Annotated in this window: 20 protein-coding genes; 16 read left to right on the forward strand and 4 right to left on the reverse strand. The window is 66.0% G+C overall.

Translation table 11 applies throughout. The features are described from left to right. Both E0501_RS12795 and E0501_RS12800 read left to right on the forward strand, forming a co-directional pair. On the forward strand, window positions 1-312 hold the full coding sequence (locus tag E0501_RS12795; protein WP_137701724.1) for a hypothetical protein: 312 nt from the start codon (window positions 1-3) through the stop codon (window positions 310-312). Next, window positions 312-716 (forward strand): hypothetical protein, encoded by a 405-nt coding sequence (locus tag E0501_RS12800; RefSeq protein WP_137701725.1) that lies wholly within the window; start codon window positions 312-314, stop codon window positions 714-716. The genes E0501_RS12795 and E0501_RS12800 overlap by 1 nt, the downstream gene beginning before the upstream one ends. Here the strand turns inward: E0501_RS12800 and E0501_RS12805 are convergent. Continuing rightward, window positions 713-1183: a MarR family winged helix-turn-helix transcriptional regulator gene (locus E0501_RS12805; protein WP_235857837.1), complete on the reverse strand. Its 471-nt coding sequence runs from the start codon at window positions 1181-1183 to the stop codon at window positions 713-715. The genes E0501_RS12800 and E0501_RS12805 overlap by 4 nt on opposite strands. A gap of 116 nt (window positions 1184-1299) precedes the next feature. Between E0501_RS12805 and E0501_RS12810 the strand changes: the two genes are divergently transcribed. From E0501_RS12810 to E0501_RS12850, 9 genes are all read left to right on the forward strand, one after another. Further along, window positions 1300-2337 (forward strand): cupin domain-containing protein, encoded by a 1038-nt coding sequence (locus tag E0501_RS12810; protein WP_137701727.1) that lies wholly within the window; start codon window positions 1300-1302, stop codon window positions 2335-2337. Then, a complete protein-coding gene (locus E0501_RS12815; protein ID WP_137701728.1) occupies window positions 2334-3032 on the forward strand; it encodes a fumarylacetoacetate hydrolase family protein in 699 nt (232 codons plus the stop codon). The genes E0501_RS12810 and E0501_RS12815 overlap by 4 nt, the downstream gene beginning before the upstream one ends. 85 nt (window positions 3033-3117) lie before the next feature. After that, window positions 3118-4338, forward strand: a complete 1221-nt coding sequence (locus E0501_RS12820; protein WP_137701729.1) for a 3-hydroxybenzoate 6-monooxygenase — start codon at window positions 3118-3120, stop codon at window positions 4336-4338. 195 nt (window positions 4339-4533) lie between these two features. Continuing rightward, a complete protein-coding gene (locus E0501_RS12825; RefSeq protein ID WP_137701730.1) occupies window positions 4534-5304 on the forward strand; it encodes a crotonase/enoyl-CoA hydratase family protein in 771 nt (256 codons plus the stop codon). A gap of 1 nt (window position 5305) precedes the next feature. Then, on the forward strand, window positions 5306-5782 hold the full coding sequence (locus E0501_RS12830; protein WP_137701731.1) for a MarR family winged helix-turn-helix transcriptional regulator: 477 nt from the start codon (window positions 5306-5308) through the stop codon (window positions 5780-5782). Further along, window positions 5779-7596 (forward strand): feruloyl-CoA synthase, encoded by a 1818-nt coding sequence (locus E0501_RS12835; protein WP_137701732.1) that lies wholly within the window; start codon window positions 5779-5781, stop codon window positions 7594-7596. Before E0501_RS12830 ends, E0501_RS12835 begins: the two co-directional genes overlap by 4 nt. 12 nt (window positions 7597-7608) lie before the next feature. Next, window positions 7609-8484 carry an amidohydrolase family protein gene (locus E0501_RS12840; RefSeq protein ID WP_137701733.1) on the forward strand — a complete coding sequence of 292 codons (876 nt, stop codon included), beginning with the start codon at window positions 7609-7611 and terminating at the stop codon, window positions 8482-8484. Then, a complete protein-coding gene (locus tag E0501_RS12845; RefSeq protein ID WP_137701734.1) occupies window positions 8481-10067 on the forward strand; it encodes an acyl-CoA dehydrogenase family protein in 1587 nt (528 codons plus the stop codon). The genes E0501_RS12840 and E0501_RS12845 overlap by 4 nt, the downstream gene beginning before the upstream one ends. Window positions 10068-10315: 248 nt before the next feature. Next, window positions 10316-11647: an MmgE/PrpD family protein gene (locus E0501_RS12850; RefSeq protein ID WP_137701735.1), complete on the forward strand. Its 1332-nt coding sequence runs from the start codon at window positions 10316-10318 to the stop codon at window positions 11645-11647. Window positions 11648-11724: 77 nt separating this feature from the next. Here E0501_RS12850 and E0501_RS12855 read toward each other — a convergent pair whose 3' ends face one another. The 3 genes from E0501_RS12855 to E0501_RS12865 form a co-directional block, all read right to left on the reverse strand. Continuing rightward, window positions 11725-12999 (reverse strand): ABC transporter permease subunit, encoded by a 1275-nt coding sequence (locus E0501_RS12855; protein ID WP_137701736.1) that lies wholly within the window; start codon window positions 12997-12999, stop codon window positions 11725-11727. Further along, entirely contained in the window at window positions 12996-13814 is an 819-nt protein-coding gene (locus tag E0501_RS12860; protein ID WP_137701737.1) for an ATP-binding cassette domain-containing protein, read from the reverse strand. Before E0501_RS12860 ends, E0501_RS12855 begins: the two co-directional genes overlap by 4 nt. Before the next feature lie 135 nt (window positions 13815-13949). Next, window positions 13950-14957, reverse strand: a complete 1008-nt coding sequence (locus tag E0501_RS12865; RefSeq protein ID WP_137701738.1) for a taurine ABC transporter substrate-binding protein — start codon at window positions 14955-14957, stop codon at window positions 13950-13952. Between the two features lie 369 nt (window positions 14958-15326). Here E0501_RS12865 and cuyA point away from each other — a divergent pair, with 369 nt between their 5' ends. The 5 genes from cuyA (at window position 15327) to E0501_RS12890 (ending at window position 25801) form a co-directional block, all read left to right on the forward strand. Next, window positions 15327-16340: a D-cysteate sulfo-lyase gene (cuyA, locus tag E0501_RS12870; protein ID WP_137701739.1), complete on the forward strand. Its 1014-nt coding sequence runs from the start codon at window positions 15327-15329 to the stop codon at window positions 16338-16340. 16 nt (window positions 16341-16356) lie between these two features. Further along, the gene (hisD, locus tag E0501_RS12875) at window positions 16357-17667 is read left to right on the forward strand and encodes a histidinol dehydrogenase (protein ID WP_137701740.1); all 1311 of its coding nucleotides are present in this window, start codon (window positions 16357-16359) and stop codon (window positions 17665-17667) included. 64 nt (window positions 17668-17731) lie between these two features. Further along, the gene (locus E0501_RS12880; RefSeq protein ID WP_235857838.1) at window positions 17732-19558 is read left to right on the forward strand and encodes an acyclic terpene utilization AtuA family protein; all 1827 of its coding nucleotides are present in this window, start codon (window positions 17732-17734) and stop codon (window positions 19556-19558) included. A 455-nt stretch (window positions 19559-20013) separates the two neighbouring features. After that, window positions 20014-23373, forward strand: a complete 3360-nt coding sequence (locus tag E0501_RS12885; protein WP_235857839.1) for a glycosyltransferase — start codon at window positions 20014-20016, stop codon at window positions 23371-23373. A gap of 1 nt (window position 23374) precedes the next feature. Continuing rightward, complete coding sequence (locus E0501_RS12890) at window positions 23375-25801, forward strand: DUF3131 domain-containing protein (protein ID WP_137701741.1); 2427 nt, start codon at window positions 23375-23377, stop codon at window positions 25799-25801. Window positions 25802-25923 lie beyond the last annotated feature (122 nt).

The following is a 25923-nucleotide window of genomic DNA, read 5'->3' on the forward strand; positions in this document are numbered from 1 at the left end:
GTGCCAGAGCCCAAGACATATGTGGGCATCCATAATGACCTGAATGGCGGGATGACGGATACCGGCAAGATTATCCGCGATGCCTGGGTGTTCGGGATCATTCCGCCGACCGAGACCTGCGAGGGCTGGACCGCCGCCGGAATCGAGGATCTGTGGCGCAAGGTGAATGCCGAATGGGAGAAATACGGCTTTCTGGTCGGCAATCTGCCCGAGGAGATGCGCGCGCGGTTCATGGACATCCATGATGCGGCGGTTGAGCGGGCGAAGGCCGCCGGCTGGGATGGCGAGCGCGAACTGGCGGGCGACGAGTGATGTACTGGCGGCACGAGCAGATCGTGCGGCTGTCGGCCTGGCCCACCAAGGTGGAAGCGCGGCTTTACAACCTGGCGAAACGGGCGCTGGCACGGTTTGGCGACATCCGGATGGAGATGCGCGGGCTGAAGACGCTGGACCTGATCGTGCAGGAGGATGCCTGGATCATCGTCGACCGGGCGCTGAACGACATTCCGATCGCGGCCTGGACGGATTTCGAGGACGAGGAAACCCGGGGGTTGCACGAGCCGGTGATCTGCGAACTGCGCTATTATCACGGGCATGCCGGGCTGGTGATCAAGAAGGTGCTGCGGCGTATGGAGGAAGGCCTGGGCGAGATGCTGGACGATGGCGAGGAGCCCGGCCAGGTAATCGCCTTTCCGGGTCCGCGCGACGACGGTTAGGCGGTTTCGCTGCGTGGGCGCAGGGGCGCGCGCGACCGGGTATTACCCGCATCGGTGGTTTTCTTCAGCAGCGCCAGAAGCGAGGCCTTCTCGGCGTCGTCGAGGCCGGCGAGGATATCGTGCTGAAGCGCACGCACGACCGGCGCGACCTTTTCGAAAAGCGCGGTGCCGTCGTCGGTGATCGTCAGGGTGCGCGCGCGGCGGTCGCGGGGCGAGATATCGCGGGTGATCAGCCCCTTGCCCGCCAGCCGGTCGACGACACCGCCGATGGTGGCCTTGTCATAGGCGATGGTGCCTGCGAGCGTGGCCTGGTCGATACCGGGATTTTCGCGAATCGTCGTCAGCGCCGCGTATTGAACCGGGGTCAGCTCGACCCCGATATCGGACATGCGTTCGGAAAACACCGCCGTGGAAATCTGGTTGAGCCGGCGGATCAAGTGCCCGGCCATATTGTATATTTCGCTCACCTGAGCCTCCGCTGCCGCTTGCATCGACCCTAGCGATTGATAAGCATACATGCAAATTTGACGGGTGCCGTTATAGTATGTATACATACTAATAATTCAGGAGGAGGGAGACCGCGATGTCGCAACAGTTGGGAACGCTCGACGAGCTGCCCGAGGATTATCGGGAGGATATGACCAAGGCGGGTGTCGCGCCGCTGTGGCCGATGATGCGCAACGTGCTGCCGCATGGTGCACCGCAGCCGCAGACGGCGGCGGGCTACTGGAACTATGACAAGATCCGGCCGCTGCTGTTGCGCGCGGGCGAGCTGACGCCGGTGGAGAAAGCCGAACGCCGGGTTCTGGTACTGAGCGATCCGGGCCGCGGCGTGGGCGCGATGCAGGCGACGGCTTCGATCTACCTGGGCCTGCAACTGCTGCTGCCGGGCGAAACCGCGCCGGCGCATGTGCATACACCAAGTGCGGTACGCATCGTCGTAGAAGGCAAGGGCGGCTACACGGTTGTCGATGGCGAGAAGCTGCCCATGGAAGAGGGGGACCTGGTGCTGACGCCGGGCGGCGAGTGGCACGACCACGGGCACGAGGGCGAAGAACCGGTGGTGTGGCTGGATGCGCTCGACCTGCCGCTTTTCTATTACCTCGAAGGGTCCTATGCGACGGAAGGCCCGCTGCAGGCGCAGCGCAACCGCCCGGATGCGAGCCAGGTGGAGTACCTGGCGGCGGGGCTGGCGCCGACACGGCGGCCGGGTGCGGGCCTGCGCCGTTATCCGATGATGCGCTACCCCTGGGCGCGCACCGAGGCCGCGCTGCGCGAGGTGCTGGCCTATGGCGGCGATGACATCGCCGAGCTGGATTATGTGAACCCGGAAACCGGGGCCGACGTGCTGCCGACCATGGGCTTTACCGCCATGATGCTGCCGGCGGGCACCACGCACGCGCCCAACCTGCGTTCGTCCTCGGCCGCGTTCCACGTGATCAAGGGCCGCGGCAAGACGCGGATCAACGGCGAAGTTTTCGAATGGGGGCCGAAAGACACGTTCAGCGCGCCCGTCTTTGCCGAAATCACCCATGAGGCCAGCGAGGAGGCGTTCCTGGTGCGCGTCCATGACCGGCCGCTTCAGGACAAACTTGGATATTACGAGGAACGCGAAAGATGACCGACTACCTGTTCGATGCCCCCAAGGTGTTTTCCGTGCCCGTGAAGGGCGAAAGCGCGGAATACCCGGTGCGGCGCATTTTCTGCGTGGGCCGCAACTATGCCGCCCATGCCGCCGAGATGGGCGCCGAGGTGGACCGCGAAGCGCCGTGGTATTTCACCAAGTCCGCCGCGCATGGCGCGCATTCGGGTGACACCCGGCCTTATCCGCCGGGCACCGAGAATTTCCACTACGAGATGGAACTGGCCATCGCCATCGGCAAGCCGGTGTTCCGCGCCAGCAAGGCCGAGGCGGCCGATGCGATCTATGCCTATGGCTGCGCCCTCGACATGACGCGGCGCGACCGCCAGCAGGACGGCAAGGACAAGCGCCGGCCCTGGGACATGGGCAAGGATGTCGAGGGCTCGGCCGTAATGGCGCCGATGACGCGGGCGGTGGATTTCGGTACGGTTGCCGATCAGCGCATCCACCTGGAGGTCAACGGAGAGGTCAAGCAGGATGCGACCCTGGCCGAGCTGGTGTGGAGCTGCGAGGAGGTGATCGAGCACCTGTCGCGCTATTACCACCTGGCGCCGGGCGACATCATCATGACCGGCACGCCGGCGGGTGTGGGCCCGGTGGTGGCGGGTGACAGGATCACCGGGGGGATCGACGGGCTGGACCCGATCGAGCTGACGCTGACCGAGGCCGAATAACAGGCGCCGAGTAACGGTTTGAAACCAATCGGGAATATCGAGGCGGGGCGTGGCATGGGTCGGCCCCGGACGGAGGAGACGTACCATGAGTGAAGACAGGATCGTGATTGCCGGCGGCGGCATCGGGGGGATGGCCACGGCGATCGGGCTGGCACAGAAGGGCATCCGCAGTATCGTTCTGGAAAAGGCGCCGGAACTGGGCGAGATCGGCGCGGGTATCCAGCTGGGCCCCAATGCCTTCCACGCCTTCGACTACCTGGGTGTGGGCGATGCGGCGCGTGACATGGCGGTCTATATCGACAACCTGCGCCTGATGGATGCGATCAGCGGTGACGAGATCACCCGCATTCCGCTGGACGAGGGGTTCCGCAAACGGTTCGGCAACCCCTACGCGGTGGTGCATCGGGGCGATCTGTACGGCGTGTTCCTGCGAGCCAACCAGGCGCATGAGCTGGTCGAGCTGCGCACCGGCGCCGAAGTGATGGATTACGAGCAGGACGGCACATCGGTGACCGCGATCCTGAAGGACGGGGAGCGGATCACCGGCCGGGCGTTGATCGGGGCCGATGGGCTGTGGTCGAATATCCGCAAGCGGGTTGTGGGCGATGGCAAGCCGCGGGTCAGCGGGCACACCACCTATCGCAGCGTCATTCCGACCGAGCAGATGCCCGAGGACCTGCGCTGGAACGCGGCGACGCTGTGGGCGGGGCCGAAATGCCATATCGTGCACTACCCGCTGAGCGGCTGGAAGGTGTTCAACCTGGTCGTGACCTATCACAACGATGCACCCGAGCCGGTGGCCGGACTGCCGGTAACGAACGAGGAGGTGGCGCGCGGGTTCGAACACGTCAACCCGGTGGCACGCCAGATCATCGAGAAAGGCACGAACTGGAAACTTTGGGTGTTGTGCGACCGCGATCCGGTGCTGAACTGGGTGGATGGGCGCGTGGCCCTTCTGGGCGATGCGGCGCATCCGCAGTTGCAGTATTTCGCCCAGGGCGCCTGCATGGCGATGGAGGATGCCGTGGCGCTGGCCGCGACGCTGGAGGGGCGTCTGGACGATATGGAGGCGGCGCTGGACGACTACCAGAAGCTGCGCCGGCTGCGCACCGCGCGCATCCAGTTGCAGAGCCGCGAGATCGGCAACCATGTCTATCATCCGGGCGAGGCCCACGCGGCGCTGCGCAACGCGGTGATGCGCGCCAAGACGCCGGATGACTGGTATGACGAGGTCGAGTGGCTTTATGGCTCGACCGGGCTGGAAGGGGCGGTTTCGTCGGAAACTCTGCGAGACGCGCGGGCCTGAGAGGCGGTCTCGGAGCGCAAGGCTGGGGGGCCAGCCCCCCAGACCCCCCGGGATATTTGCGGCAAGATGAAGGGGGAGGGCGCCCGGTCAACCATGAGTTAGGAGGTGTTGAATGTGTGGTGAAGGGAATCGTTGCGCGAAAATAGATATGATGTATAACTATTATTGAAATTACCTATCCCGGGAGGCGGACCCATGGCCAGCGACATTCTGTTGATTGAGATCGAGGACGGTGTTGCGACGGTGACGATGAACCGTCCGGGCAAGCGCAACGCGATGTGCGATGAGTTGCTGCACGCGATTGACGCGTTCTTTTCCAACCCGCCGGAAGAGGTGAAGGCGGTGGTGCTGACCGGGGTGGAGGGCCATTACTGTTCGGGGCTGGACCTGAGCGAGCACCAGGCGCGGGATGCGGAAGGCACGATGCGCCATTCGCGGCATTGGCACGCGATCATGGACAAGATCCAGTATGGCGGCTTGCCGGTGGTGAGCGCGATGTTCGGCGCGGTGATCGGCGGGGGGCTGGAGCTGGCCACGTCGACGCATGTGCGGATTGCCGAGCCGTCGACCATTTTCCAGCTGCCCGAAGGGCGGCGGGGCATTTACGTGGGCGGCGGCGCATCGGTGCGGGTGGGCCGCATCCTGGGGGCCGACCGGATGACCGAGATGATGCTGACCGGGCGCAAGTACAACGCCGACGAGGGCTTCATGCTGGGGCTGGCGCATTACAGCGTGGGCGAGGGCGAGGCGCTGGCGCTGGCCAAGGAACTGGCGGCCAAGATTGCGCGCAATGCGCCTTTGTCGAACTACGTGATGATCCACGCGCTGAGCCGGATCGAGGACATGGACAAGGCCGGCGGCCTCTTTACCGAGAGCCTGTGCGCGGCATTGACCCAGACGAGCCCGGATGCCCTGGAAGGGCTGGCGGCGTTCCTGGAGAAACGCGCGCCCAAATTCGGGGTATAGTATGGGGCAGGCGCAGGCAAAACGGCCGACCCCGCGTGCCGGTGACGCGACGCTGCGCGGCTTTGTCGGCTATCACGTCAAGCGTGCGATGAGCGTGATGCTGGCCGATCTGATGCGTGCGTTGGAGCCTTATGAGCTGCGGCTGGTGACCTATTCGGCGCTGGTGGTGATCGTCGACAACCCGGGCCTGCGGCAGGCGCAGCTGGCCGACATCCTGGATATCGAGCGGCCCAACCTGGTGCAGATCGTCGATGACCTGGAGGGCAAGGGGCTGATCCGGCGCGAAAAGGTGCCGACCGACCGGCGCGCCTATGCGCTGATGGCGACGGACCGGGGACAGGAGGTGGCCGGCGAGGCGGGCTATGCCATCCGGGCGGCGGAGGAACAGCGCCTGGTGGCGCTGAGCGACGAGGAGCGCCGGGAGGTGATCCGGGCGATGAACCTGATTGAGCGTGGCCAGGGAGGGGCCAAGGCATGAAGAGAACCACACGGTTTCAACCGCATGACACGACACTGACCGACCGCGGCGATGGCACGCTGATCTACCGATCGAACAAGACGCTGGACCAGGCGGTGCCGCGCACCGGCGACTGGCTGCACCAATGGGCCGGGAAAGCGCCCGAGCGCGTGTTCCTGGCCGAGCGTTACGGCGCGGGCTGGCGCGAGGAGAGCTATGGCGCGGTGCTGGAGCAGGTGCGGGCGATCGCGGCGAGCCTGCTGGCGCGCGGGCTGACGAACCGGACGCCGATCCTGATCATGTCGGGCAACGGGGTGGACCATGGCCTTCTGGCGCTGGCGAGCCAGTATGCCGGTATCCCCGCGGTGCCGATTGCCGAGCAGTATTCGCTGATCCACGGGGCGCATGGGCGTTTGCGCCACGCGATCGAACTGGTGAAGCCGAAAATGGCCTATGTGGTGGATGCCGAGCAATATGCCGAGGCGCTGCGACTGGACGCGCTGGAGGGGATCGAGATCGTCGCGTCGCGCCCCGGGGCCAACACGCAGGTCACGCCGTTCGAGGAACTGCTAAAGGGGGACACGGGCGTGGACGTGGATGCCGCGTTTGACGCGGTGACGCCCGACACGATGGTGAAGATCCTGCTGACCAGCGGATCGACCAGTGCCCCCAAGGGGGTGATGACGACGCACAGGATGATGTGCGTGAACCAGGTGCAGATCGCCGATAGCCTGCCCATCCTGAAGGACCGGGTGCCGCGGATCGTGGACTGGCTGCCTTGGAACCACGTGTTCGGCGGGTCGCACAATTTCAACATGATGCTGGCCCATGGCGGCGCGCTTTACATCGACGACGGCAAGCCGGTGAAGGGGCTGATCGAACGGACGCTGGAAAACCTGTCGATGGTGACCGGCACGCTGGCCTTCAACGTGCCCGTTGGCTATGGCTTGCTGATCGAGGCGTTCCGCAAGGATGCGGGCCTGAAGCAGCGCTTTTTCGAAGACCTGGACATGGTTTTCTACGCGGGCGCGTCGCTGCCGCAGGAGATGTGGCGCGCGCTGGAGGAAATGGCGATGGAGGTGAAGGGCGAGGTGCCCTTGATGACCTCATCCTGGGGGCTGACGGAGACGGCGCCGGCGGCGATGTTCCAGCAGGAGCCGACCGACAGCGCCGGCCGCATCGGGGTGCCGATGACCGGTATCGAGCTGAAGCTGATCCCCGACGAGGACATGCGCTGTGAGGTGCGGGTGAAGGGGCCGAGCGTGATGCCCGGCTATTTCAACAACCCCGAAAAGACGGCGGATGCCTTTGACGAGGAGGGATTTTTCATCACCGGCGATGCGATGCAGTTCGTCGAGGTGGGCAACCCAAATCGGGGCATGAAATTCGATGGCCGCATTTCGGAGGATTTCAAGCTGAACACCGGCACCTGGGTGCGGGCGGCGCAGCTGCGGCTGGATCTGCTGGCGATCCTGGCGCCGATCGCGGCCGACCTGGTGGTCACTGGCGCGGACCGGCACGAGATCGGGCTGATGATCTTTCCCAACATGGCCGAGCTGGAAAAGGAAGGCTTTGGCACCGGGGACGAGGGCGGCGCGATGACTGACCGCCTGCTTCTGGGCGAGGTGCACCGGCGGCTGGCCGAGCGCGCGCGCGAGGTGTCGGGCAGTTCGGTGCATGTGGGCCGGGCCATGGTGCTGGCCGAGCCGCCCAACATGGGCGAGGGCGAGATGACCGCCAAGGGCAACCTGAACTATCGCAAGGTGCTTGACCGGCGCAAGGCGCTGCTTGAGCGGCTGTATTCCGACGGCGATCCGGCCGTCACCACGGTTTGAGGAGACACGACAATGGTCGATATTTCGAAGGTCCGCGCGATCGACATCCACACCCATGCAGAGGAGCCCTGCGGCTGTCACGCCGATGACGGCTATGACGATCTGCAATCGACGATGGCCAAGTATTTCGGCGCGCCGTGGAGCCACCCGCCCACCGTACCGCAGACCGCACAGCATTACCGCGAGCAGAACATCGCCGCGGTGATTTTCCCGGTCGATGCCGAGCGCGAGACGGGATACCGGCGCTACAAGAACGAGGAGGTGGCCGAGCTGGCCGCCGAAAACGATGACGTGCTGATCCCGTTTGCCAGCATCGACCCCTGGAAGGGCAAGATGGGCGTGCGCGAGGCGCGCCGCCTGATCCGCGAGTTCGGCATCAAGGGGTTCAAGTTTCACCCCACGATGCAGGGGTTCTGGCCGAATGACCGGATGGCCTATCCGCTGTACGAGGTGCTGGAGGAAGAGGGGTGCATCGCCCTGTTCCACACCGGGCAGACCGGGGTGGGCAGCGGTATGCCGGGCGGCAATGGCATGCGGCTGAAGTACTCCAACCCGATGGTGATCGACGACGTGGCGGTGGATTTCCCGGGCCTCAAGATCATCCTTGCGCATCCCAGCTTCCCCTGGCAGGAAGAGGCGCTGTCGGTGGCCCAGCACAAACCCAATGTCTATATCGACCTCAGCGGCTGGAGCCCGAAGTATTTCCCTGAAATCCTTGTGAAATACTGCAACTCGATCCTGAAGAAGAAGGTGCTGTTCGGCTCGGACTGGCCGATGATCACGCCCGAGCGCTGGCTGAGCGATTTTGAGAAGATCAACATCAAGGACGAGATCCGCCCGGATATCATCAAGAACAACGCCGCACGGCTTCTGGGGCTGGCGGAATGACGCCATTCAAGGCGCCGCTGGAGGACATCCTGTTCACGCTGAACCACGTGGCGGGGGCATCGGGGCTGAGCGATTGGGACGCGGAATTCGCCGCCGAGATCGGCGGGCATTTCGCGGCGTTTGCCGAGGGTGAGATCGCGCCGCTGGATGAACCCGGCGACAGGCAGGGTTGCCGGCTGGAAAACGGCCGGGTGCGGATGCCGGACGGGTTTCGCGAGGTGTACCGGGCCTATGCCGAGGCGGGCTGGCCCGGGTTGACTGCGCCCGAGGCCCATGGCGGGCAGGGCATGGGCGCGGTGATGCTGGCCATCATGTCCGAGATATTCTCGGGGGCGAACCAGTCGTTGCAGATGGTCACGGGGCTGGTTCCCGGGGCGATCCGGGTGCTGATGCGTTTTGGCACCGACGCGCAGAAGGCGCGGCATATCCCGGGGCTGGCGAGCGGCGAATTGCTGGCCACCATGTGCCTGACCGAGCCCGGGGCGGGCTCGGACCTGGCACGCATCCGCTGCCGGGCCGAGCCCGAGGGCGACGCGTGGAAGATCACCGGCGAGAAGATTTTCATCTCGGGCGGGGATCAGGACATGAGCGATGGTATCTTCCATCTCGTGCTTGCCCGGACATCCGATAACGGTTTGAAAGGGTTGTCACTTTTCGTTGTGCGCGACGTTGTCGACGGGCGGCGCAACGCTGTATCGGTGGCGCGGATCGAGGAAAAGATGGGGCTGCATGCCTCGCCCACCTGCCAGATGGTGTTCGACGGCGCCGAGGCCGAGTTGATCGGGCAGGAGGGGCAGGGCCTTATGGCGATGTTCACCATGATGAACCATGCGCGCAGCGACGTGGCGTTGCAGGGCGTGGCGCATGCGGCGCGGGCGCGGGACGTGGCGGCGCGCTATGCCGCCGAGCGGGCGCAGGGGCGCCGCGCGGATGGCGGCCCGGCGGTTCTGGCCGATCATGCCGATGTGCAAAGGATGCTGGACGAGATCGACATGCTGGCGCTGGGGGGGCGGGCGATTGCCCATCTGGCCTTTGTCACGATGGAGCGGGGGGACGATCCGGCGCTGGTGGAGTTCCTGACACCGGTGGCCAAGGTATTCTGCACCGAAGGCGGCATGAAAGCGGCCGAGCTGGGCCAGCAAGTGCTTGGCGGATATGGGTATTTGCAGGAATACCGGCTGGAGCAGACCTATCGCGACGTGCGCATTTCGGCGATCTATGAAGGTGCCAACGGCATTCACGAGCGGATGCTGGCGACCCGGTTGCTGAAAGGCGACGAGGCGGCGGCGTTCGAAGCCTTCGTGGACCGCGAATACGCTGCGCAACCCGTTGAAGAGATTGAACTTTGCCGCGACCATTGGCGCGCGGCAAGGGACGTGCTGCGCGCCGCAGACGACCCGACGCCGATGGCGCATGACTTCATGCAGCTGACTGTGCTGACGCTGCTGCAATGCCTGTGGGCACGGATGGAGCGGGTGGCCGATTTCCACCCCGAGCCCGACCGCATCCGGCGGCTGGCGGGCAAGGCACGGCGGCATGCGCGCGCCTTTGCGCCGGCTTATGCGATGCAGCTGGGCGTGTGAGACCTGTGCGGCGGTGATCCGTTCGCCCGGGTTAACGCGGGGTTCTGTGCGTTGATTTGGGGGGTGATCCGCGTGCACCGTCCGGCTGACATCCGGCTGCCGGGTGTGGGCGGCCGGCATTAACGGAGAATTCAGTTAACCCGGCGCGCGGTGGTGCGACGCGAGCGACATGGCATGCCGCAAGTGGACGGTTTTGCGCCCATCGTGCCGCTGAGCATTGGGGCAGGACAGCCGGAGGAGAGCCTGCCATGACATTCGACGAGATCGCCGGTTTCATTCTGGAGCCGCGTGAGATCCCCGGGAGCGCGTTGCGCATGGGCGCAACCCTGCTCATTGATACGCTGGGCGTGGCGGCGGGGGCCGAGGGGCTGGAGGTCGGCCACATCGCGCGAAACCATGCGGTGCGGTTCATGGCGGCGGGCACGCGGGCGGACAGGGCGACGCTGCTGTTTGACGGGCGGCAGGCGTCGATCCCCGGGGCCGGGTTTGCGTTGGCCAGCCAGATCGACAACCTGGATGCGCATGACGGCTATAACCCGACGAAGGGGCATATCGGCTGTGCCGTGGTTCCGGCGCTTTTCGCTTTTGCCGAGGCGCACCCCGAGCTGGGCGCGCGCGAGGCGCTGGCGGCGCTGGTGATGTCCTACGAGGTGTCGGCGCGGGCGGCGGTGGCGCTGCATGCGACGGTGGAGGATTATCACACCTCGGGGGCGTGGAACGCGCTGGGGGTGGCGGCGCTGGGCTGCCGGTTGAAAGGGCTGGGCCAGGGGCCCCTGCGCGAGGCGCTGGGCATTGCCGAGTATCACGGGCCGAGAAGCCAGATGATGCGCGAGATCGCGACGCCGACGATGCTGCATGACGGCTCGGGCATGGGGGCGCTGGTGGGTTCGATGGCGGTTCTGCTGGCCGAGGACGGGTTTACCGGGGCGCCGGCGATCACGGTGGAAGCACCGGAGGTGGCGCCATACTGGGCCGACCTGGGCACGGACTGGACGGTGGAGCGCAACTACATCAAGCCCTACCCGATCTGCCGCTGGGCGCATGGGGCGCTGAACGCGGTTGAAGGTCTGATGCGCGATCACGGGGTGACGGCCGGGATGGTCGAGCGGCTGGAGGTGCGGTGTTTTTCGCAGGCGGCCGAACTGTTCCGGAGCATACCGGACACGACAAGCCAGGCGCAATACAGCCTGCCCTTTGCGCTGGCGTCGATGCTGGTGCACGGGCGGCTGGCGCCGGGGCAGGTGATGGGCGAGGGGCTGCGCGATCCGGCCGTGGCGGCGATGCATGCGAAGATTTCGGTGATGGAAGAACCGCGCCATTCGGCGCGGTTCCCGGCAGGGCGCTGGGCGGATGTGACGGCGTATCTGGCAGACGGCCGGATATTGAAATCGGGCGACACGGATGCGCGCGGCGGACCCGAGGCACCGATGGCCGATGCCGAGATCGAGGCGAAGTTCATGGTGATGGCCGAGGCGCTGGGCAAGGATCGGGCGGCGCGCATCTGGGCGATGCGGGATCGGCTGCTGGAGCCGGGGGCACGGTTCGCGGAGCTGGCAGAGATGGTGACCGCGCCGGTTTGAGCCTGGCTGGAAAACGAAAAAGCGCCCGGCCAAGACCGGGCGCTTTTTCGTTTCGTGTGGCAGATGCCCTAGACGCCTCAGTGGCGGCCTTTCCAGGGCACCAGGATCTTCTCGGCCTTGCGCATCAGGATGTCGATGCCGAAGCCGATCACGCCGATGAGGATGATCCCCATGATGACGATATCGGTGAGCTGGAATTTCGAGGCCACCATGATCATCATGCCCGCGCCCTTTTCGGCGGCCACAAGCTCGGCGGCGACAACCGTGCCCCAGCAGACCCCCATCGCGACGCGGGCGCCGGTGAAGATTTCCGGCAGGGAGTTGGGCACGATCACGTGGCGCATGATCTGTGCCTTCGACGCGCCCAGCGAATAGGCGGCGTGGACCTTGGAGATAGTCACGCCCGACACGCCCGCGCGGGCGGCGATCGCCATGATCCAGAGCGCGGCGAGGAACAGCAGGATGATCTTGCCGGTTTCGCCGATGCCCGCCCAGATGATGACGAGCGGAATGAGCGCCAGTGGCGGCACCGGGCGCATGAATTCGACGATCGGGTCGAACCAGCCGCGGAACCAGTCGGAAAGGCCCATCGCATAGCCCAGCGGGATGCCCACCAGCGCACCGAAGAAGAAACCGGCGATGACGCGGAAGAGCGAGAAGCCCAGATGCTCCCAGAGCGTCGAGTCGCGGTAGCCGGAATTGGCGATCTCGACCAGGCGCGAGACCACGGCCTCGGGCGGGGGCAGCCAGATCGGCTCCATCTGCAGGCCTGTGGGCGGTGTGAAGCTGATTGCGCCCTTGTCGGTCAGGGTGAACCGGCCAGAGCCTGTCTTGATGGTTTCGCCGGGGGCGATGGGCGTGCCGTCGATGGCGACGATGCTGGCGCCTTCCTTGCGTTTGGCCTCGTCGTTCTTGTCGAAGATGATGGTTGTCGAGCGCGAGGCGGTCATGGCCTCGGCATCGTCCTTGGCGAAACCGTCGCCCGGATCGACCTCGAATTTCTCGGTTCGCTCGCCGAAGGGGAAGACCTTGACGAAGACGGTGGCATTGTCGGTGGCGCCGGTGCCGTCATCCAGCGTGTAGGTAAAGGACGTGTCGCCCACGAAGGGCGCCGGCGCGTGCAGGAAAGACGGGATCCATTTCGAGCCGGTGAACGAGCCCCAGATCAGGAAAATCGTCACGATCGAGACGACCGAGGCGATGCGGTTGGGGCGCACCGCGCTTTCATCGCCGAAGGTGACGGTCTTGAGCGAGGTGAAATCGTGGACGGTGCGGTGCACGAGGAAGCGCACCGCGAGGAAGGAGCCGACGAAGATCGCGACATAGACGAATAGGATGATGAGCCCGATCATGATGCTGCCCCTCCTGCCGCTTCGGCGCGGCCCATGATTTCTTCTTCCATGTCCCAGATCATGCTGAGGATTTCCTCGCGCTTGACGTTGAAGTCAGGGTGTTTCTTGACCTCGCGCAGGTCCTGGCCGACGCCGAGATCGGCGAAGGGCAGGCGGTATTCGGTATGGATGCGGCCGGGGCGCGGGGCCATGACCAGCAGGCGTTCGCCCAGGAGAAGCGCCTCTTCGACCGAGTGGGTGATGAGGATGATGGTCTTGCCCGTCTCTTTCCAGAGCTTGAGCACGAGGCCCTGCATCTTTTCGCGGGTGAGCGCATCGAGCGCGCCCAGCGGTTCGTCCATCAGGATCACGTCGGGATCGTTGGCGAGACAGCGGGCCAGCGCCACGCGCTGCTGCATGCCGCCGGACAATTCGTAGATCGCCTTGTCCTTGAAATCACCGAGGCCGGTCACGTCGAGCAGGTGATCGACATGTTCGCCATATTGCGAGGCGCGCTGGCCCTTCATGCGGGGGCCGAAACTGACATTCTCGCGCACGTTCATCCATTCGAAGAGCGCGCCCTGCTGGAAAACCATGCCGCGTTCGGCATCGGGGCCGGTGACGGTGTGGCCGTTCATTACGATCCGGCCTTCGGTGGGCGCGAGAAAACCCGCGACGATATTGAGAAGCGTTGTCTTGCCGCAGCCGGAGGGGCCGAGCACGCTCATCAGCTCGCCTTCCTCGAGATGCAGGGACACGTCCTTCAGGGCCTGGACCGAGGCGCCGTTGGGCAGGTCGAAGCGCATGGAGATGTTTTCAATGGAGAGGCCGGACATGGGCAAACCTTCCTGGGTGGGGCTTTGGGGTGGCTTGTCGCGCCGGTTTTGGCGCGTGTCGCGAGGCCGTCTGTCAGGACGGACGAGCAGCCGGGTGTGTGCGCGGCCCGGCATGAGCCGGGCCGCGGCAGTGCCTTACATGTCGCCGGCGGCCTGAAGCGGGCCGGTGTTGACGGCGTTCTCATAGGTGTCGAGTGCGGCGTCGATCGAGCCGGCCTCGACGAAGACATCGGCCACGCCCTTCATGAAGGTCTGGGCGTTGCCGCCGAGCCAAGCACCGCTGAGCTGTTCCTCGACGGTGGGGAACTTGAAGGTCGAGATGGTGTCCATCGTCGCCTGTTCGTCCATGCCCGCGTCCTTGGCGATCAGCGGCAGCATCTCGGCGTGGTTGGCCGGGTCGGCCCACATCGCGTTGGCATCCGCGGTGACCTTGAGGAACTTGGCCACCAGATCGCCGTTCTCGGCAACCCAGTCGGCCGGGCCCGAGGTGACGTCGAACACGAGGATGCCGAGCTCGGTCTTCTCATCCCCGGTCAGCAGCACGTTGCCATGTTCCTTGGCGCGGCGCAGCGAGCCGCCCCAGCCGCAGAACATGTCGACCGCGCCCTGCGCAATGGCCGCAGCGCCATCGGGCGGGTCCATGTCGACCACGTCCATCGAGGCGACATCAACGCCGAAATGGCTCATCTGCTTGAGGAAGCCGTAGTGGGCCGCGGTGCCGAGCGGCACGGCGACCTTCTTGCCGGCCAGTTCGCCGGCGTTGGTCTTGTCGATTTCAAGCTCGGAGCGCACGACGCAGTTGTCGTTGTCGGCGTAGGACACGGCCACGTCGAGGATCTGCAGGTCCTGGCCGGCCGAGGTGGCGACCACGAAGGGCGGCACGCCCTGGCTGACCGAAAGCTGCACGTCGCCCGAGGCCATCGCGGCCGACATCTTCACGCCGGATTCGAAGCTGACCCAGTTGATCTTGACGCCCATGACCTCATCATAGGTGCCTTTCTGCTTGGCGTATTCGAAAGGCATCGGCCATTCGAGGAAGTAGGCCACGGTGATCTCGTCCTGCGCCACGGCCGACGAGGCCGTCAGTGCGGCGACGCTGGTTGCGGTTGCGGCCAACAGCCCCTTGAGTGTGGTTTTCTTCATTTCGTTCTCCCTGTTTGTGATTGTTACTGAGGGGTCTTGAGTGCCCAAAAGGAGTCATGCCCTGTTGACGTCACCCTTGATAGGTCCAGCCCGCCCCCCGAAATAAGGCCAGTTTTCCTTCGCATCCCCGGTCATAGACATGCGATTGATTCGAGCCTGCAACAGCCGGGTCGAAAAATCAAACGCACGAGCGTGAAAGCCCCTCACTTTCAGGTTTCCGAAACGCCTGCTTCGGCTTTTCCGCAGGGGACGCAGATATTTAGCCCAATAAATGGGATTCGGGTGATAGGTTTTGACAATTCGGGCAGCCGGCGACAGGGTTCCGCGGAATCGTTCCTGAAATCTTGATCTGAACCGAGGATTGCCAAGATGCATCTTGCCCGTTTCCCCCGTCTCCACCTTGCCCACCTTCCAACTCCGCTGGAGCCGATGAAACGGCTGTCGAAGGAACTGGGCGTCGAAATCTGGATCAAGCGCGACGACTGCACCGGCATGAGCACCGGCGGCAACAAGACCCGCAAGTTGGAATTCCTGATGGCCGAGGCCGAGGCTCAGGGCGCCGACATGGTGATGACTCAGGGCGCCACGCAGACAAACCACGGGCGCCAGACCGCGGCCTTTGCGGCCAAGCTGGGCATGGACTGCCACATCCTGCTGGAAGATCGCACCGGCTATAACAATCCCAACTACAACAACAACGGCAACGTCCTGCTGGATCACCTGCACGGCGCCACGACCGAGAAATTCGCTGGCGGCACGGACATGGTGGCCGAGATGGAGCGCGCCGCGGAAAAGAAACGCGCCGAGGGGCGCAACGTTTATGTCATTCCGGGTGGCGGATCGAACCCCACGGGTGCGCTGGGGTATGTCAACTGCGCGTTCGAGCTGCTGAACCAAGCCAATGAGCGCTCGCTGAAGATCGACCGGGTGGTGCATGCGACCGGCTCGTCGGGCACGCAGGCGGGCCTGGTGACGGGGATGTGCGCGATGAACGCGCAGGTGCCCGTGCTGGGCATCGGCACCCGTGCCCCGCAGGAAAAGCAGGAGCAGATGGTATACGACCTGGCCTGCAAGACGGCCGAGAAGCTGGGCTGTGCTGGCGTGGTCAAGCGCGAGGACGTGATGGCCAACACCGATTACGTGGGCGAAGGATATGGCCTGCCGACCGAGAAGGGCATCGAGGCGATCCAGATGTTCGCCGAGCTAGAAGGTATCCTGCTGGACCCGGTCTATTCGGCCAAGGGGGCCTCGGGGCTGATCGACCTGGCGCGCAAGGGCGAGTTCAAGGACGAGCGGATCGTGTTCCTGCACACCGGTGGCGCGGTGGGTCTGTTTGGCTATGATTTCGCCTTCGATCACGAGAGCCGCTGGGTCAGCGCCTGAAACCGGAGTCTGAGCCATGGCCGTCACCTATCTGAAACGGGCCGAGCCGCGCCCGGTTGAGGAAAGCGCCGATCTGCGCGACAGCGTGGCGATCATGCTGGCGCGGATCGAGGCCGAGGGCGAGGAGGCCGCGCTGGCTTATGCCCGGCAGTTCGACCGCTGGGAGGGCGAGATCGTGCTGTCGGCCGAGGCGCGTGCCGCGGCAGCAGCGCGGGTGCCGCAAGACCTGAAGGATGCGATCGGCGTGGCGCATGGCAACATCCGCCGCTTTGCCGAGGCGCAGAAGGCGACGTTGCAGGAGTTCGAGGTCGAGCTGATGCCGGGCCACTGGGCCGGGCAGAAGCAGATCCCGGTGTCGAGCGCGGGTTGTTACGTGCCCGGCGGGCGTTATGCCCACGTGGCCAGCGCGCTGATGACGGTGACCACGGCGCGGGTGGCCGGCGTGGGGCATGTGACCGCTGCATCGCCGCCGCGGCCGGGCCATGGGATTCCCGATGCGATCGTTTATGCGATGGACCTGGCGGGCGCCGACATGATCCTGAACCTGGGCGGCGTGCAGGCGATCGCGGCGATGGCCAATGGCCTCTTTGGCGCGCGGCCGGCGGATATCCTGGTGGGGCCGGGCAACAGTTTCGTGGCCGAGGCCAAGCGCCAACTGTTCGGTCGGGTCGGTATCGACATGGTGGCGGGGCCGACCGATTCGCTGATCATCGCGGATGAGAGCGCCGACGCGGAGCTGGTGGCCTGGGACCTGGTGGGCCAGGCCGAGCATGGCGCGGACAGCCCGGTCTGGCTGGTGACGGACAGCCGTGCGCTGGCCGAGCAGGTGATGGCGCGGGTGCCGCAGCTGATCGAGACGCTGCCGCAGGTGAATGCAGATGCCGCGCGGGTGTCCTGGGCCGAACGGGCCGAGGTGGTGCTGTGCGCAAGCCGTGAGGAAATGGCCCGGGTGGCCGACGAATACGGGCCCGAGCATCTGCATGTGCAGGCGCGCGACCTGGACTGGTGGCTGGGGCGGTTGTCCTCCTATGGCTCGCTTTTCCTGGGCGAGCACACGACCGTGGCCTTTGGTGACAAGGCATCGGGGCCGAACCACGTTCTGCCGACCAGCGGCGCGGCGCGCTATACCGGGGGGCTGTCGGTGCACAAGTTCACCAAGACGGTGACCTGGCAGCGCACCGAAGCGCAGGCGATGCCGGTGCTGGCGCGGGCCACGGCGACGATCAGCCGGCTGGAGGGCATGGTAGGGCATGCGCGCTCGGCCGAGGTGCGGCTGGAGCGGATGCACGGCGACACGCCGGCCCTGCGGCGCGCCGCGGACGGCTGAGTTTGGCGTTTTGAATTCTGCCGGTGGGCTGTAGGCTGACGCCGCAACCGGCGAAGGCAGAGCGATGAGCGAGACCGAAAAGAGCCAGGGCATGGTGCGGATTGCCAGCGCATCGGCGGCATGGGGCGACACCATTCACGCAGTGCGCCAGCTGATGGCGGTCGAGGGGTTGGATTACCTGGTTGGCGATTACCTGGCCGAGGTGACGATGGCGATCCTGGCGCGCAAGAAGGCCGCGTCGGAGGCTGGCGGGTATATCCCTGACTGGCTGGCCTCGGTCAAACCGGTGCTGGGCGAGATCCGCGCGCGCGGCGTGAAGCTGATTACCAACAGCGGCGGCATGAACCCGCTGGCGGCACGCGAGGCGTTCGAGGCGATGGCCGAGGCGCAGGGGCTCGAGTTCAAGGTGGCGGTGGTGACGGGCGACGACCTCTTGCCGCGCGAGGGCGAGATCCGGGCGGAAGGCCAGCACGAGATGTTCACCGGGGCGGAGATGCCGGCGCGGTTTGCCAGCATCAACGCCTATCTGGGCGCGGCGGGCATTGCCCGGGCGCTGGACGCGGGCGCCGATGTGGTGATCACCGGGCGCGTGGTGGACAGCGCGCTGGTGCTGGGGCCGCTGATGCACGAATTCGGCTGGAGCGCGGACGACTGGGACAAGCTGGCCCAGGGGAGCCTGGCGGGCCACGTGATCGAATGCGGGGCGCAGGCGACGGGGGGATTGTTCACCGACTGGCAGGAGGTTGCCGAAGGCTGGGCCGACATGGGCTATCCGGTGATCGACTGCGCCGCTGATGGCAGTTTCGAGGTGACGAAACCGCCCGCTACCGGGGGGCTGGTGACTCCGGCCACAGTGGGTGAGCAGATCGTCTATGAGATCGGCGATCCGGGGGCCTACCTGCTGCCCGACGTGACCTGCGATTTTCGCGAGGTGCAGCTGGAACAGGTGGGGCCCGACCGGGTGCGGGTGAGCGGCGCGCGGGGCCGGGCGCCGGGCCCGGACTACAAGCTGTGCGGCACGTGGATGGACGGCTATCGCCTGATCACGACTTATATGATTGCCGGGGGGGATGCGGCGGCGCGGGGCCGGCGGATGGCCGAGGCGCTGATCGAGCGCACCGCGCGGCTGATCGCCGAGCAGGGGTTGGCGCCCTATCGCGAAACCCTGGTCGAGGTGATCGGGGCGGGTGATTGCTACGGGCCCGCGCATGTGGACCCGAAAGCACGCGAGGCGGTGGTCAAGATCGGGCTGCGCCATGACGACAAGCGCGCGCTTGAGATTTTCGCGCGCGAGTTCGCCATGCCGGGCGTGTCGATGGCGCAGGGGCTGACCGGTGTTTTCAGCGGCCGTCCGGCCCCGGCGCCGGTGGTGCGGGTGTTTTCGCTGCTTTGGCCCAAGGCGCGCACGCCAGTGCAGGTGGATGTTGAGGGGCAGGGTTTTGCCATCGACGTGCCAGACCTTGCCCCGGCGCGACCGCCCGCGCCATTGCCGCCGTTGAATGAAGATCCCGCGGCCGAGGGCGACCCGCAGGTGCCGCTGTGCGCGCTGGCCTGGGCGCGCAGCGGCGACAAGGGGACGGATGCCAATATCGGGGTGATCGCACGGCGGCCCGAATTCCTGCCGCGGATCGCGGCGGAAGTGACCGAGGCGCGCGTTGGGGCGTGGTTTGCGCACTACCTTGAGGGCAAGGTCACGCGCTTTGACTGGCCCGGGCTGAACGCGCTGAATTTCGTGCTGAGCGATTGCCTGAACGGCGGCGGCAGCGCATCGCTGCGCTATGATCCGCAGGCAAAGACCTTTGGCCAGATATTGCTGGACATGCCGGTGGCGGTGCCGCGTGAGTGGCTGGCCCCGGGCGGCGCACTGCATATCAAACCCGCGCGCGCCTAGCGCTTTTTCGGGCTGGGATCGGGGCAGGGGCTGCCCCAAAATGGCCCCAATTCAGTTCCGGGTCCGGCCATGCTGGCCACGTGGATTCGCCTGATTGTCATCCGAACCTGAAACAATTTGCGGGGATACGCGACACTTGCCCGGAGGTCGCAACAAAAATCGCCATATGTCGGGCAAATTCATCAAAGAATTGCCACGGTTTCGCCACATCCGGTAGGATCACCGGTGGGGGCAGATGTCGATTCTTGGAGAACGACTCTGGAAAAGCTTGCTCGCCCGTGGTGTTTCCCGGGAACGGTTTCAGAGTGGCGCGTCCGTCTTGGTTTGGGGTTTAGTGAGTTTCGCGTCATCAAATTGTCCGACTGGCCTGGCCGGCGCGGACCCATCGGTTTGGGTGGGGTCTGATGTCGCAGGGCGGTTACCAATTCATTTTTAACGTTGAGGAAGCGCGCGGCGTGCGCGTCTTTTCCGACCCGACGCATCGCCGCAAGGGCCGGGTGCGCCGCCTGACGCTGGCGGTGTTCCTGGTTTCCGTCACCTGGACGATCCTGTTCCTGGGCGGCGCGGTTTCGCTGTCGCGCGTGGCCGACGAGATCGCGCTGTGGTGGAACATCCGGACGCTGGATGAAACCGCGCAATCGCATCATGGCCACGGGCACGATGATGAAATGCGTTCGAGCTTTATAGCGGCGGCACGTGCGGCGCCCGGGCAGGGCCCGGCCTGTGAAGCGGTACGTGGAAGCGCACGCGATGATCGGGGACCGCTGTTCGGGCATGTGCCGACGGCGCTGGACTGGGCACCCCTGTCGCTGAACCAGAGCTGCGAGGTGCTGGACGTTGTCACGCCCGACTGGTTGACCCTGAAGGCGGGCGAGACGGGCGTTGCGGTGGAAGTGGCCGGGCATAGCGTGCGGGAGGCCGTTGAGACCTATCGCGCCAATGCCGATCGGGCGCCGGCGCTGATGCCGACGGTTCTGCTGGATGTGGAAGGCGATGCGGCGGCGTTTCTTGCCCGGCTGGTTGCGCCCGGTGCGGGCGAGGTGCTGGCCGGTGAGCTGGCGACGGCCACTGCCGGGCTGGATGCCGTGGGGGCCTGCCTGGATTTCCGCCAGCTGGATGCGGTGCAGCTGCGCGCGCTGGGACTGACCTTTGCGCAGGTGACGCAGGGCCTATCGGCGGCGGGGCTGCAATCGTGCATCGTGCTGTCGCCCGAGCAGGAGATCTGGGAAGACCGGGCTCTGATGGCGCGGTTTGACCGGGTGGTGCTGCGCGCCTTTCGCCAGCCCTGGGTGGGCAGCCCGCCGGGGCCGCTGGCCGAGGCGGCATGGCTGGAGGGTCTGGGGGGCCGGGCGCTGGCCGCGGTGGGGGCGGATCGCCTGACACTGGCGATCGGTAATTTCGCCGTGGACTGGCGCCCGCGCCAGCCGTTGCCCGAAGTGCAACCCTATGCCGAGGCGGTGAAGCGGGCCGCCGATGCCGGGGCCGAGTTGAGCTTCAGCCCTGAATCTTCGAACACCTTTACCACCTACCGTGACCGCGAAACGGGTATTCACAAGGTCTGGATGCTGGATGCAGTCACCGCGCATAACCAGATCGCGGCGCTGCGGGCGTTGGGTGTGGAAAGCTTTGGCCTGTGGTCGCTGGGACGCGAAGACCCGGCCATCTGGCGCGTGCTGGCCGATGACGGGGCCGATATGGCGGCACTGACGGCGGACCTGTCGGACCTGCGGTTCCCGAACTATGTCGCCTATCGCGGTGAAGGCGCGTTCCTGCGGGTGGTGAGCCGGGCCGAGCCGGGCTGGCGCGAGGTGAATGCCGATCCCGAGACCGGGCGGATCACCGACATGCGCTATGTGCAGATGCCGCAGCCCTACGTTCTGGAGCGCTATGGCCGCCCCGAGCCCGGCAAGCTGGTGCTGACCTTCGATGACGGGCCGCACGCGGAATACACCCGCGATATCCTGGACGCGCTGAAGGAGACCGATACGAAGGCCGCGTTCTTCGTGGTGGGCGCGCGGGTGATGGAAGAGCCCGGGCTGCTGGAACGGATGATCGCCGAAGGGCACGAGGTGGGCTCGCACACCTTTTCGCATCCGCGGATGGACCAGGTGTCTTATGCCCGCACGGATCTGGAACACGGCATGATGAGCAAGCTGATCGCCGGTTACACGGGCCATTCCACGCGGCTCTACCGCGAGCCGTTCCTGCGCGCGGGCGGCCCGATCGAGGCGGCGCGGGTGCGCTCGCTGGCGACGGTGCAGGCGAATGGCGGGATCATCGCCGGCATGGAGATCGTGCCCAAGGACTGGGAGGGGATGAGCGCCGACGAGATCACAGCCTATGTGGTGGACGAGGTGAACAAGGGCACGGGCAACGTGATCCTGCTGCATGACGGTGGCAAGGACCGCAGCGCCACGGTGGCCGCGGTGCCGCGCATCGTGCAGGTGCTGAGCGCGCAGGGCTATGAATTCACCACGCTAGCCGACCTGCTGGGCATGGAGCGCGCCGCGCTGATGCCCGAGGCGCAGGGCCAGTGGATGCTGTTCGACCGGATTTCCTTTGGCTTCATCTCGGTTGCCTGGGGCAGCATCGAGACGATTTTCTGGGTGGTGCTGGTGATCGGGGTGATCCGGATGCTGATGATCCTGACCCTGGCCCATATCCGCCGCCGCCAGCGCCCGATCGAGGCCGGCGCCGAGCCCAAGGTGACCGTCGTGATCCCCGCGCATAACGAGGAAAAGGTCGTGTCGCACTGCATCAACAGCGTGCTGGCCAGCCATTATGGCAATTTCGACGTGGTGGTGATCGACGATGGATCGCAGGACGAGACGTTCAACGAGCTTCTGCGCTATCGCAACAATCCGAAGGTGCATATCTTTGCCCAGCTTAACCAGGGTAAGTGGAGCGCGCTGAACGCGGCGGTGGCCCATAGCGATGCCGAGATCATGGTGTGCATCGACGCCGATACCGAGATCGACCCGGCGGCCATCGGCCACCTGGCGCGCCAGTTCCAGAACCCGAAGGTGGGCGCGGTGGCCGGCAAGATCACCGTGGGCAACCGGCGCAACCTGCTGACCCGGCTGCAGGCGCTGGAATATGTCACCGCGCAGAATTTCGACCGCCGCGCCTATGACCTGATCAACGGCATGCTGGTCGTGCCCGGCGCCATCGGCGCCTGGCGCACCGAGGCGGTGCGCGCGGCCGGGCGGTTCTGCAATGACACGATGACGGAAGACGCCGACCTGACCATCGCAGTGAACCGGGCGGGCTATCGCGTCACCTACGAGGAAAAGGCGGTGGCCTATACCGAGGCGCCCGAGACGGTGCGGCAGTTGCTGGGCCAGCGGCTGCGCTGGTCGCTGGGGATGTTCCAGTGCGCGTGGAAGCACAAGAGCGCGATCCGCGAGGGCCGCTCGGTCGGGTTGGTGTCGATCCCGGACATGGTGATCTTCGGCTACCTGTTCCCGCTGCTGGCGCCGATTGCCGATATTTTCGTGATGGTGCTGCTTTACAACTGGCTGTCGGGCAGCTGGAGCGGCGAGGTTGGCTCGGCGGTGGCGGACACACCCACGCACCTGATCTGGGCCTACATGATCCTGCCGCTGCTGGACCTTGCGGTCGGGGCTTATGCGCTGAAAACCGATGAGCGCGAGAGCCTGAAACTGCTGTGGCTGTTCCCGTTCCAGCGCTTTTTCTACCGGCAGCTTCTTTATTTCTCGGTCTACCGGTCGATCCTGCGGGCGCTGAGCGGGAGCCTGGCGGGGTGGGGCCGGATGCGGCGCACCGGGCACCAGTATGTCGAGCGGACGGCGTGACATGATGCGGCGGCGGAGTTTCCTGGCCTCGACGGCGGCCCTGGGCGTTGCGGGTGCGGTATGGGGCCTGCCCGCGCGGGCGGTCGACAAGATCGTGTCGACGGCGCTGGTGATCACCGACATTTCCGCGCAGAGCGATCCGACGCGGATCGCGGCGGTGGCGCAGCGATTGCTGGACCGTGGCGTCTGGCTGAGCTGTGTTATCGACCTGCCCGAGACCGATGATCCGGACCTCGCCGGGGTTGCGCGCGCGTTGCAGGGGTTGGGCGGTGGGGTCGAGTTCGCCGTGAACCTGCCGGGGCTGGCCGGGCAGTCGCCCTATTTCCAGGGACGGTCGGTGTTCGAGGCCAAGGCGCGGCTGGGGCTGCCGGTGCAGAGCGTTTTGTGCGAGGCGCAGGACACGCCGCAGAGCCCCGAGGGGGTGCGCGCCGCCGGGGTGCGCAACGTGCTGGTGCGCCCTGGTGAGAGCGCGCCGGTGCAATCGCAGAACTGGCCGGTTGGGGTGGCGCGGTTTTTCGGCGGACAATGGGTGGTGCCCGGCGCGATGCCGGATTTCGGCGAGACGGCCGTGGGGGCGGAAAACCGGGTGATCCTGTACCTGTCGGCGCGCGCGCTGGACACGGTGCCGGAGACCCGGTTGACCGCCTGGGCGGATGACCTGGGCGACGAGTTGCTGGCGCGCGAAGCGCAGGGCACCATCGCCCTGATGCCGGTATCCGACCTGTCGCTGCGGGACGATTTCGGCCAGGAACGGCTGGTGGCGGTGGTGCTGGAGGAGGGCGGCGATACCGCGCAGGCGCTGCGCCCGTTGCAGGAGGTGCTGCGCGGGGCGGGTATTCCGGTGACGGTGAAGCCCGAAGGCACCGATTTCTGGGTGAATGCGGCAGGCGAAGGCGCTGGCGCGATCATGCCGCTGCAGGTGGCTTGTGAAACCGGTGCCCCGGCCGGTTTGCGCGCGGCGGGCGCGGTTGGCCCCGGCCATGCGTTGCGCCTGGTGGCCGAAGATGGCAGTGGCCTGGGCCCGGATGGCTGTGGGCGCCTGCAGGTGCCGGTGTGGCGCATGCAGGGCGATGACCTGCCGATGACGGGCGACATGGTTCTGGCCATTCCCGCGGACGGGGCGGGCACGGGGCTGGCCCGGCGGCGGATCATGGCCGCGCTGGAGCCACTGCATGCCGATCCGGTCACACGTTTCGTGACGCTGGCGGACTTTGCCGAGGCGCTGCGGACAAAGGGCACGATCGAGACGCGGCACCGGCTGACACAGGCGGCGGTTGCCGGAGCGCCGGAGAAGGCCACGGCCTGGGGCGAGGCCGAGCGCGCGCGCCTGAGGGAGGATGCCGCGCATGCCTGGGGGTATTTCGAGAAATACACCAACGCGATTACCGGGCTCTCTCCGGCGACGGTTGATTCCGGCCCCGGCGGGATCAAACACGAGGCGGTCACGATGTGGGACGCCGGCAGCAACATCAACGCGATCGTTGCGGCCTTTGAAATCGGGCTGATCGACAAGGCGCGGGCGGAAAAGCGGCTGGCGACGATCCTGCCCAACATCTCGGGGCGGCGCACGCAGGGGCGGCTTTTACCGCAGGGCTGGATCCGGACGGACCGGTTTCACTGGGGCGACTGGAACTTCGATGGCTGCGACGCGGGCCGGTTGCTGGCAGCGCTGGACAATGCGCGGCGGCGGCTGGGCATGGGGGCGGCGCTGGAGAAGCTGGTGACGTCCTGGGACATGGAAAAGATCATCGTCGACGGCGCGATCCATTCGGTGACGAACCGCGAACTGGTGTCGACCTATGCCTCGCATTGCGCGCATTACGCGGCGCTGGCGTTCCGGCGCTGGGGCTACGAGGTGCGATCACCCTACGAGACCTTCGCCGAGCAGGCATCGGCGGATGGCGAGGTGGCGCTTCTGGAAGCGGTGTCGCGGATCGGGCCGCTGGGGGCCGAGCCGCTGTTGCTGGAGGCGATGGAACTGGGGATGTCGCCCGAAAGCGGTTACCTGGCCGATGTCCTGCACGCCGCGCAGGTTGAGGAATATGCAGCGTCAGGGCGGCTGGTCTGTGTGTCTGAGACACCGATCGACCGGTCGCCCTGGTTTATCTACCAGGGGCTGGAACTTGGCTCGGGCGCGCGCAGCTGGCGGTTGGATACCGTCGGGCACCAACCGCAATACCTGACGGCCGAGGCGGCCGAGGATTACCTGGCGTTCAGCAGCAAGGCGGCGTTCCTGTGGGCGGCCTACCGGCCCGGGGCGCATGCCGCGCGGTTCCTGGAAAAAGCCCGGAGCGAGGCGCGCAACGAGATCGGTTTCGCCTCGAGCGTGAACCTGAAGCGGGGTGCAGTGACCCGGGACTATACCGATCTGAATACCAACGCGATCATCCTGCAGGCGGTGGCGCATGTTTTGCGCGGCCGCGCCTGAGGCGGGCCGCGCTGCGCGCTGGCTCAGACGCCGCGGCAGTTGGACAGGGAAATTTCGCCCGCGTTGACAGGCAGGCCCGGGCCGGGGTTGATCACAACGTCCTGCAGGCCGGTGATCGATCG

Origin of the sequence: Marimonas lutisalis, assembly GCF_005434965.1 — a bacterium.
Classification (GTDB): Bacteria; Pseudomonadota; Alphaproteobacteria; order Rhodobacterales; family Rhodobacteraceae; genus Marimonas_A; species Marimonas_A lutisalis.

Excerpts from the sequence above, each read along its gene's own strand:
- E0501_RS12855 (WP_137701736.1), bottom strand. The coding sequence starts at position 12,999 with ATGATCGGGCTCATCATCCTATTCGTCTATGTCGCGATCTTCGTCGGC.
- E0501_RS12845 (WP_137701734.1), top strand. The coding sequence starts at position 8,481 with ATGACGCCATTCAAGGCGCCGCTGGAGGACATCCTGTTCACGCTGAAC.
- cuyA (WP_137701739.1), top strand. The coding sequence starts at position 15,327 with ATGCATCTTGCCCGTTTCCCCCGTCTCCACCTTGCCCACCTTCCAACT.
- E0501_RS12880 (WP_235857838.1), top strand. The coding sequence starts at position 17,732 with ATGAGCGAGACCGAAAAGAGCCAGGGCATGGTGCGGATTGCCAGCGCA.
- E0501_RS12815 (WP_137701728.1), top strand. The coding sequence starts at position 2,334 with ATGACCGACTACCTGTTCGATGCCCCCAAGGTGTTTTCCGTGCCCGTG.
- hisD (WP_137701740.1), top strand. The coding sequence starts at position 16,357 with ATGGCCGTCACCTATCTGAAACGGGCCGAGCCGCGCCCGGTTGAGGAA.
- E0501_RS12850 (WP_137701735.1), top strand. The coding sequence starts at position 10,316 with ATGACATTCGACGAGATCGCCGGTTTCATTCTGGAGCCGCGTGAGATC.
- E0501_RS12890 (WP_137701741.1), top strand. The coding sequence starts at position 23,375 with ATGATGCGGCGGCGGAGTTTCCTGGCCTCGACGGCGGCCCTGGGCGTT.
- E0501_RS12830 (WP_137701731.1), top strand. The coding sequence starts at position 5,306 with ATGGGGCAGGCGCAGGCAAAACGGCCGACCCCGCGTGCCGGTGACGCG.
- E0501_RS12865 (WP_137701738.1), bottom strand. The coding sequence starts at position 14,957 with ATGAAGAAAACCACACTCAAGGGGCTGTTGGCCGCAACCGCAACCAGC.
- E0501_RS12835 (WP_137701732.1), top strand. The coding sequence starts at position 5,779 with ATGAAGAGAACCACACGGTTTCAACCGCATGACACGACACTGACCGAC.
- E0501_RS12840 (WP_137701733.1), top strand. The coding sequence starts at position 7,609 with ATGGTCGATATTTCGAAGGTCCGCGCGATCGACATCCACACCCATGCA.
- E0501_RS12825 (WP_137701730.1), top strand. The coding sequence starts at position 4,534 with ATGGCCAGCGACATTCTGTTGATTGAGATCGAGGACGGTGTTGCGACG.
- E0501_RS12810 (WP_137701727.1), top strand. The coding sequence starts at position 1,300 with ATGTCGCAACAGTTGGGAACGCTCGACGAGCTGCCCGAGGATTATCGG.
- E0501_RS12860 (WP_137701737.1), bottom strand. The coding sequence starts at position 13,814 with ATGTCCGGCCTCTCCATTGAAAACATCTCCATGCGCTTCGACCTGCCC.
- E0501_RS12800 (WP_137701725.1), top strand. The coding sequence starts at position 312 with ATGTACTGGCGGCACGAGCAGATCGTGCGGCTGTCGGCCTGGCCCACC.
- E0501_RS12820 (WP_137701729.1), top strand. The coding sequence starts at position 3,118 with ATGAGTGAAGACAGGATCGTGATTGCCGGCGGCGGCATCGGGGGGATG.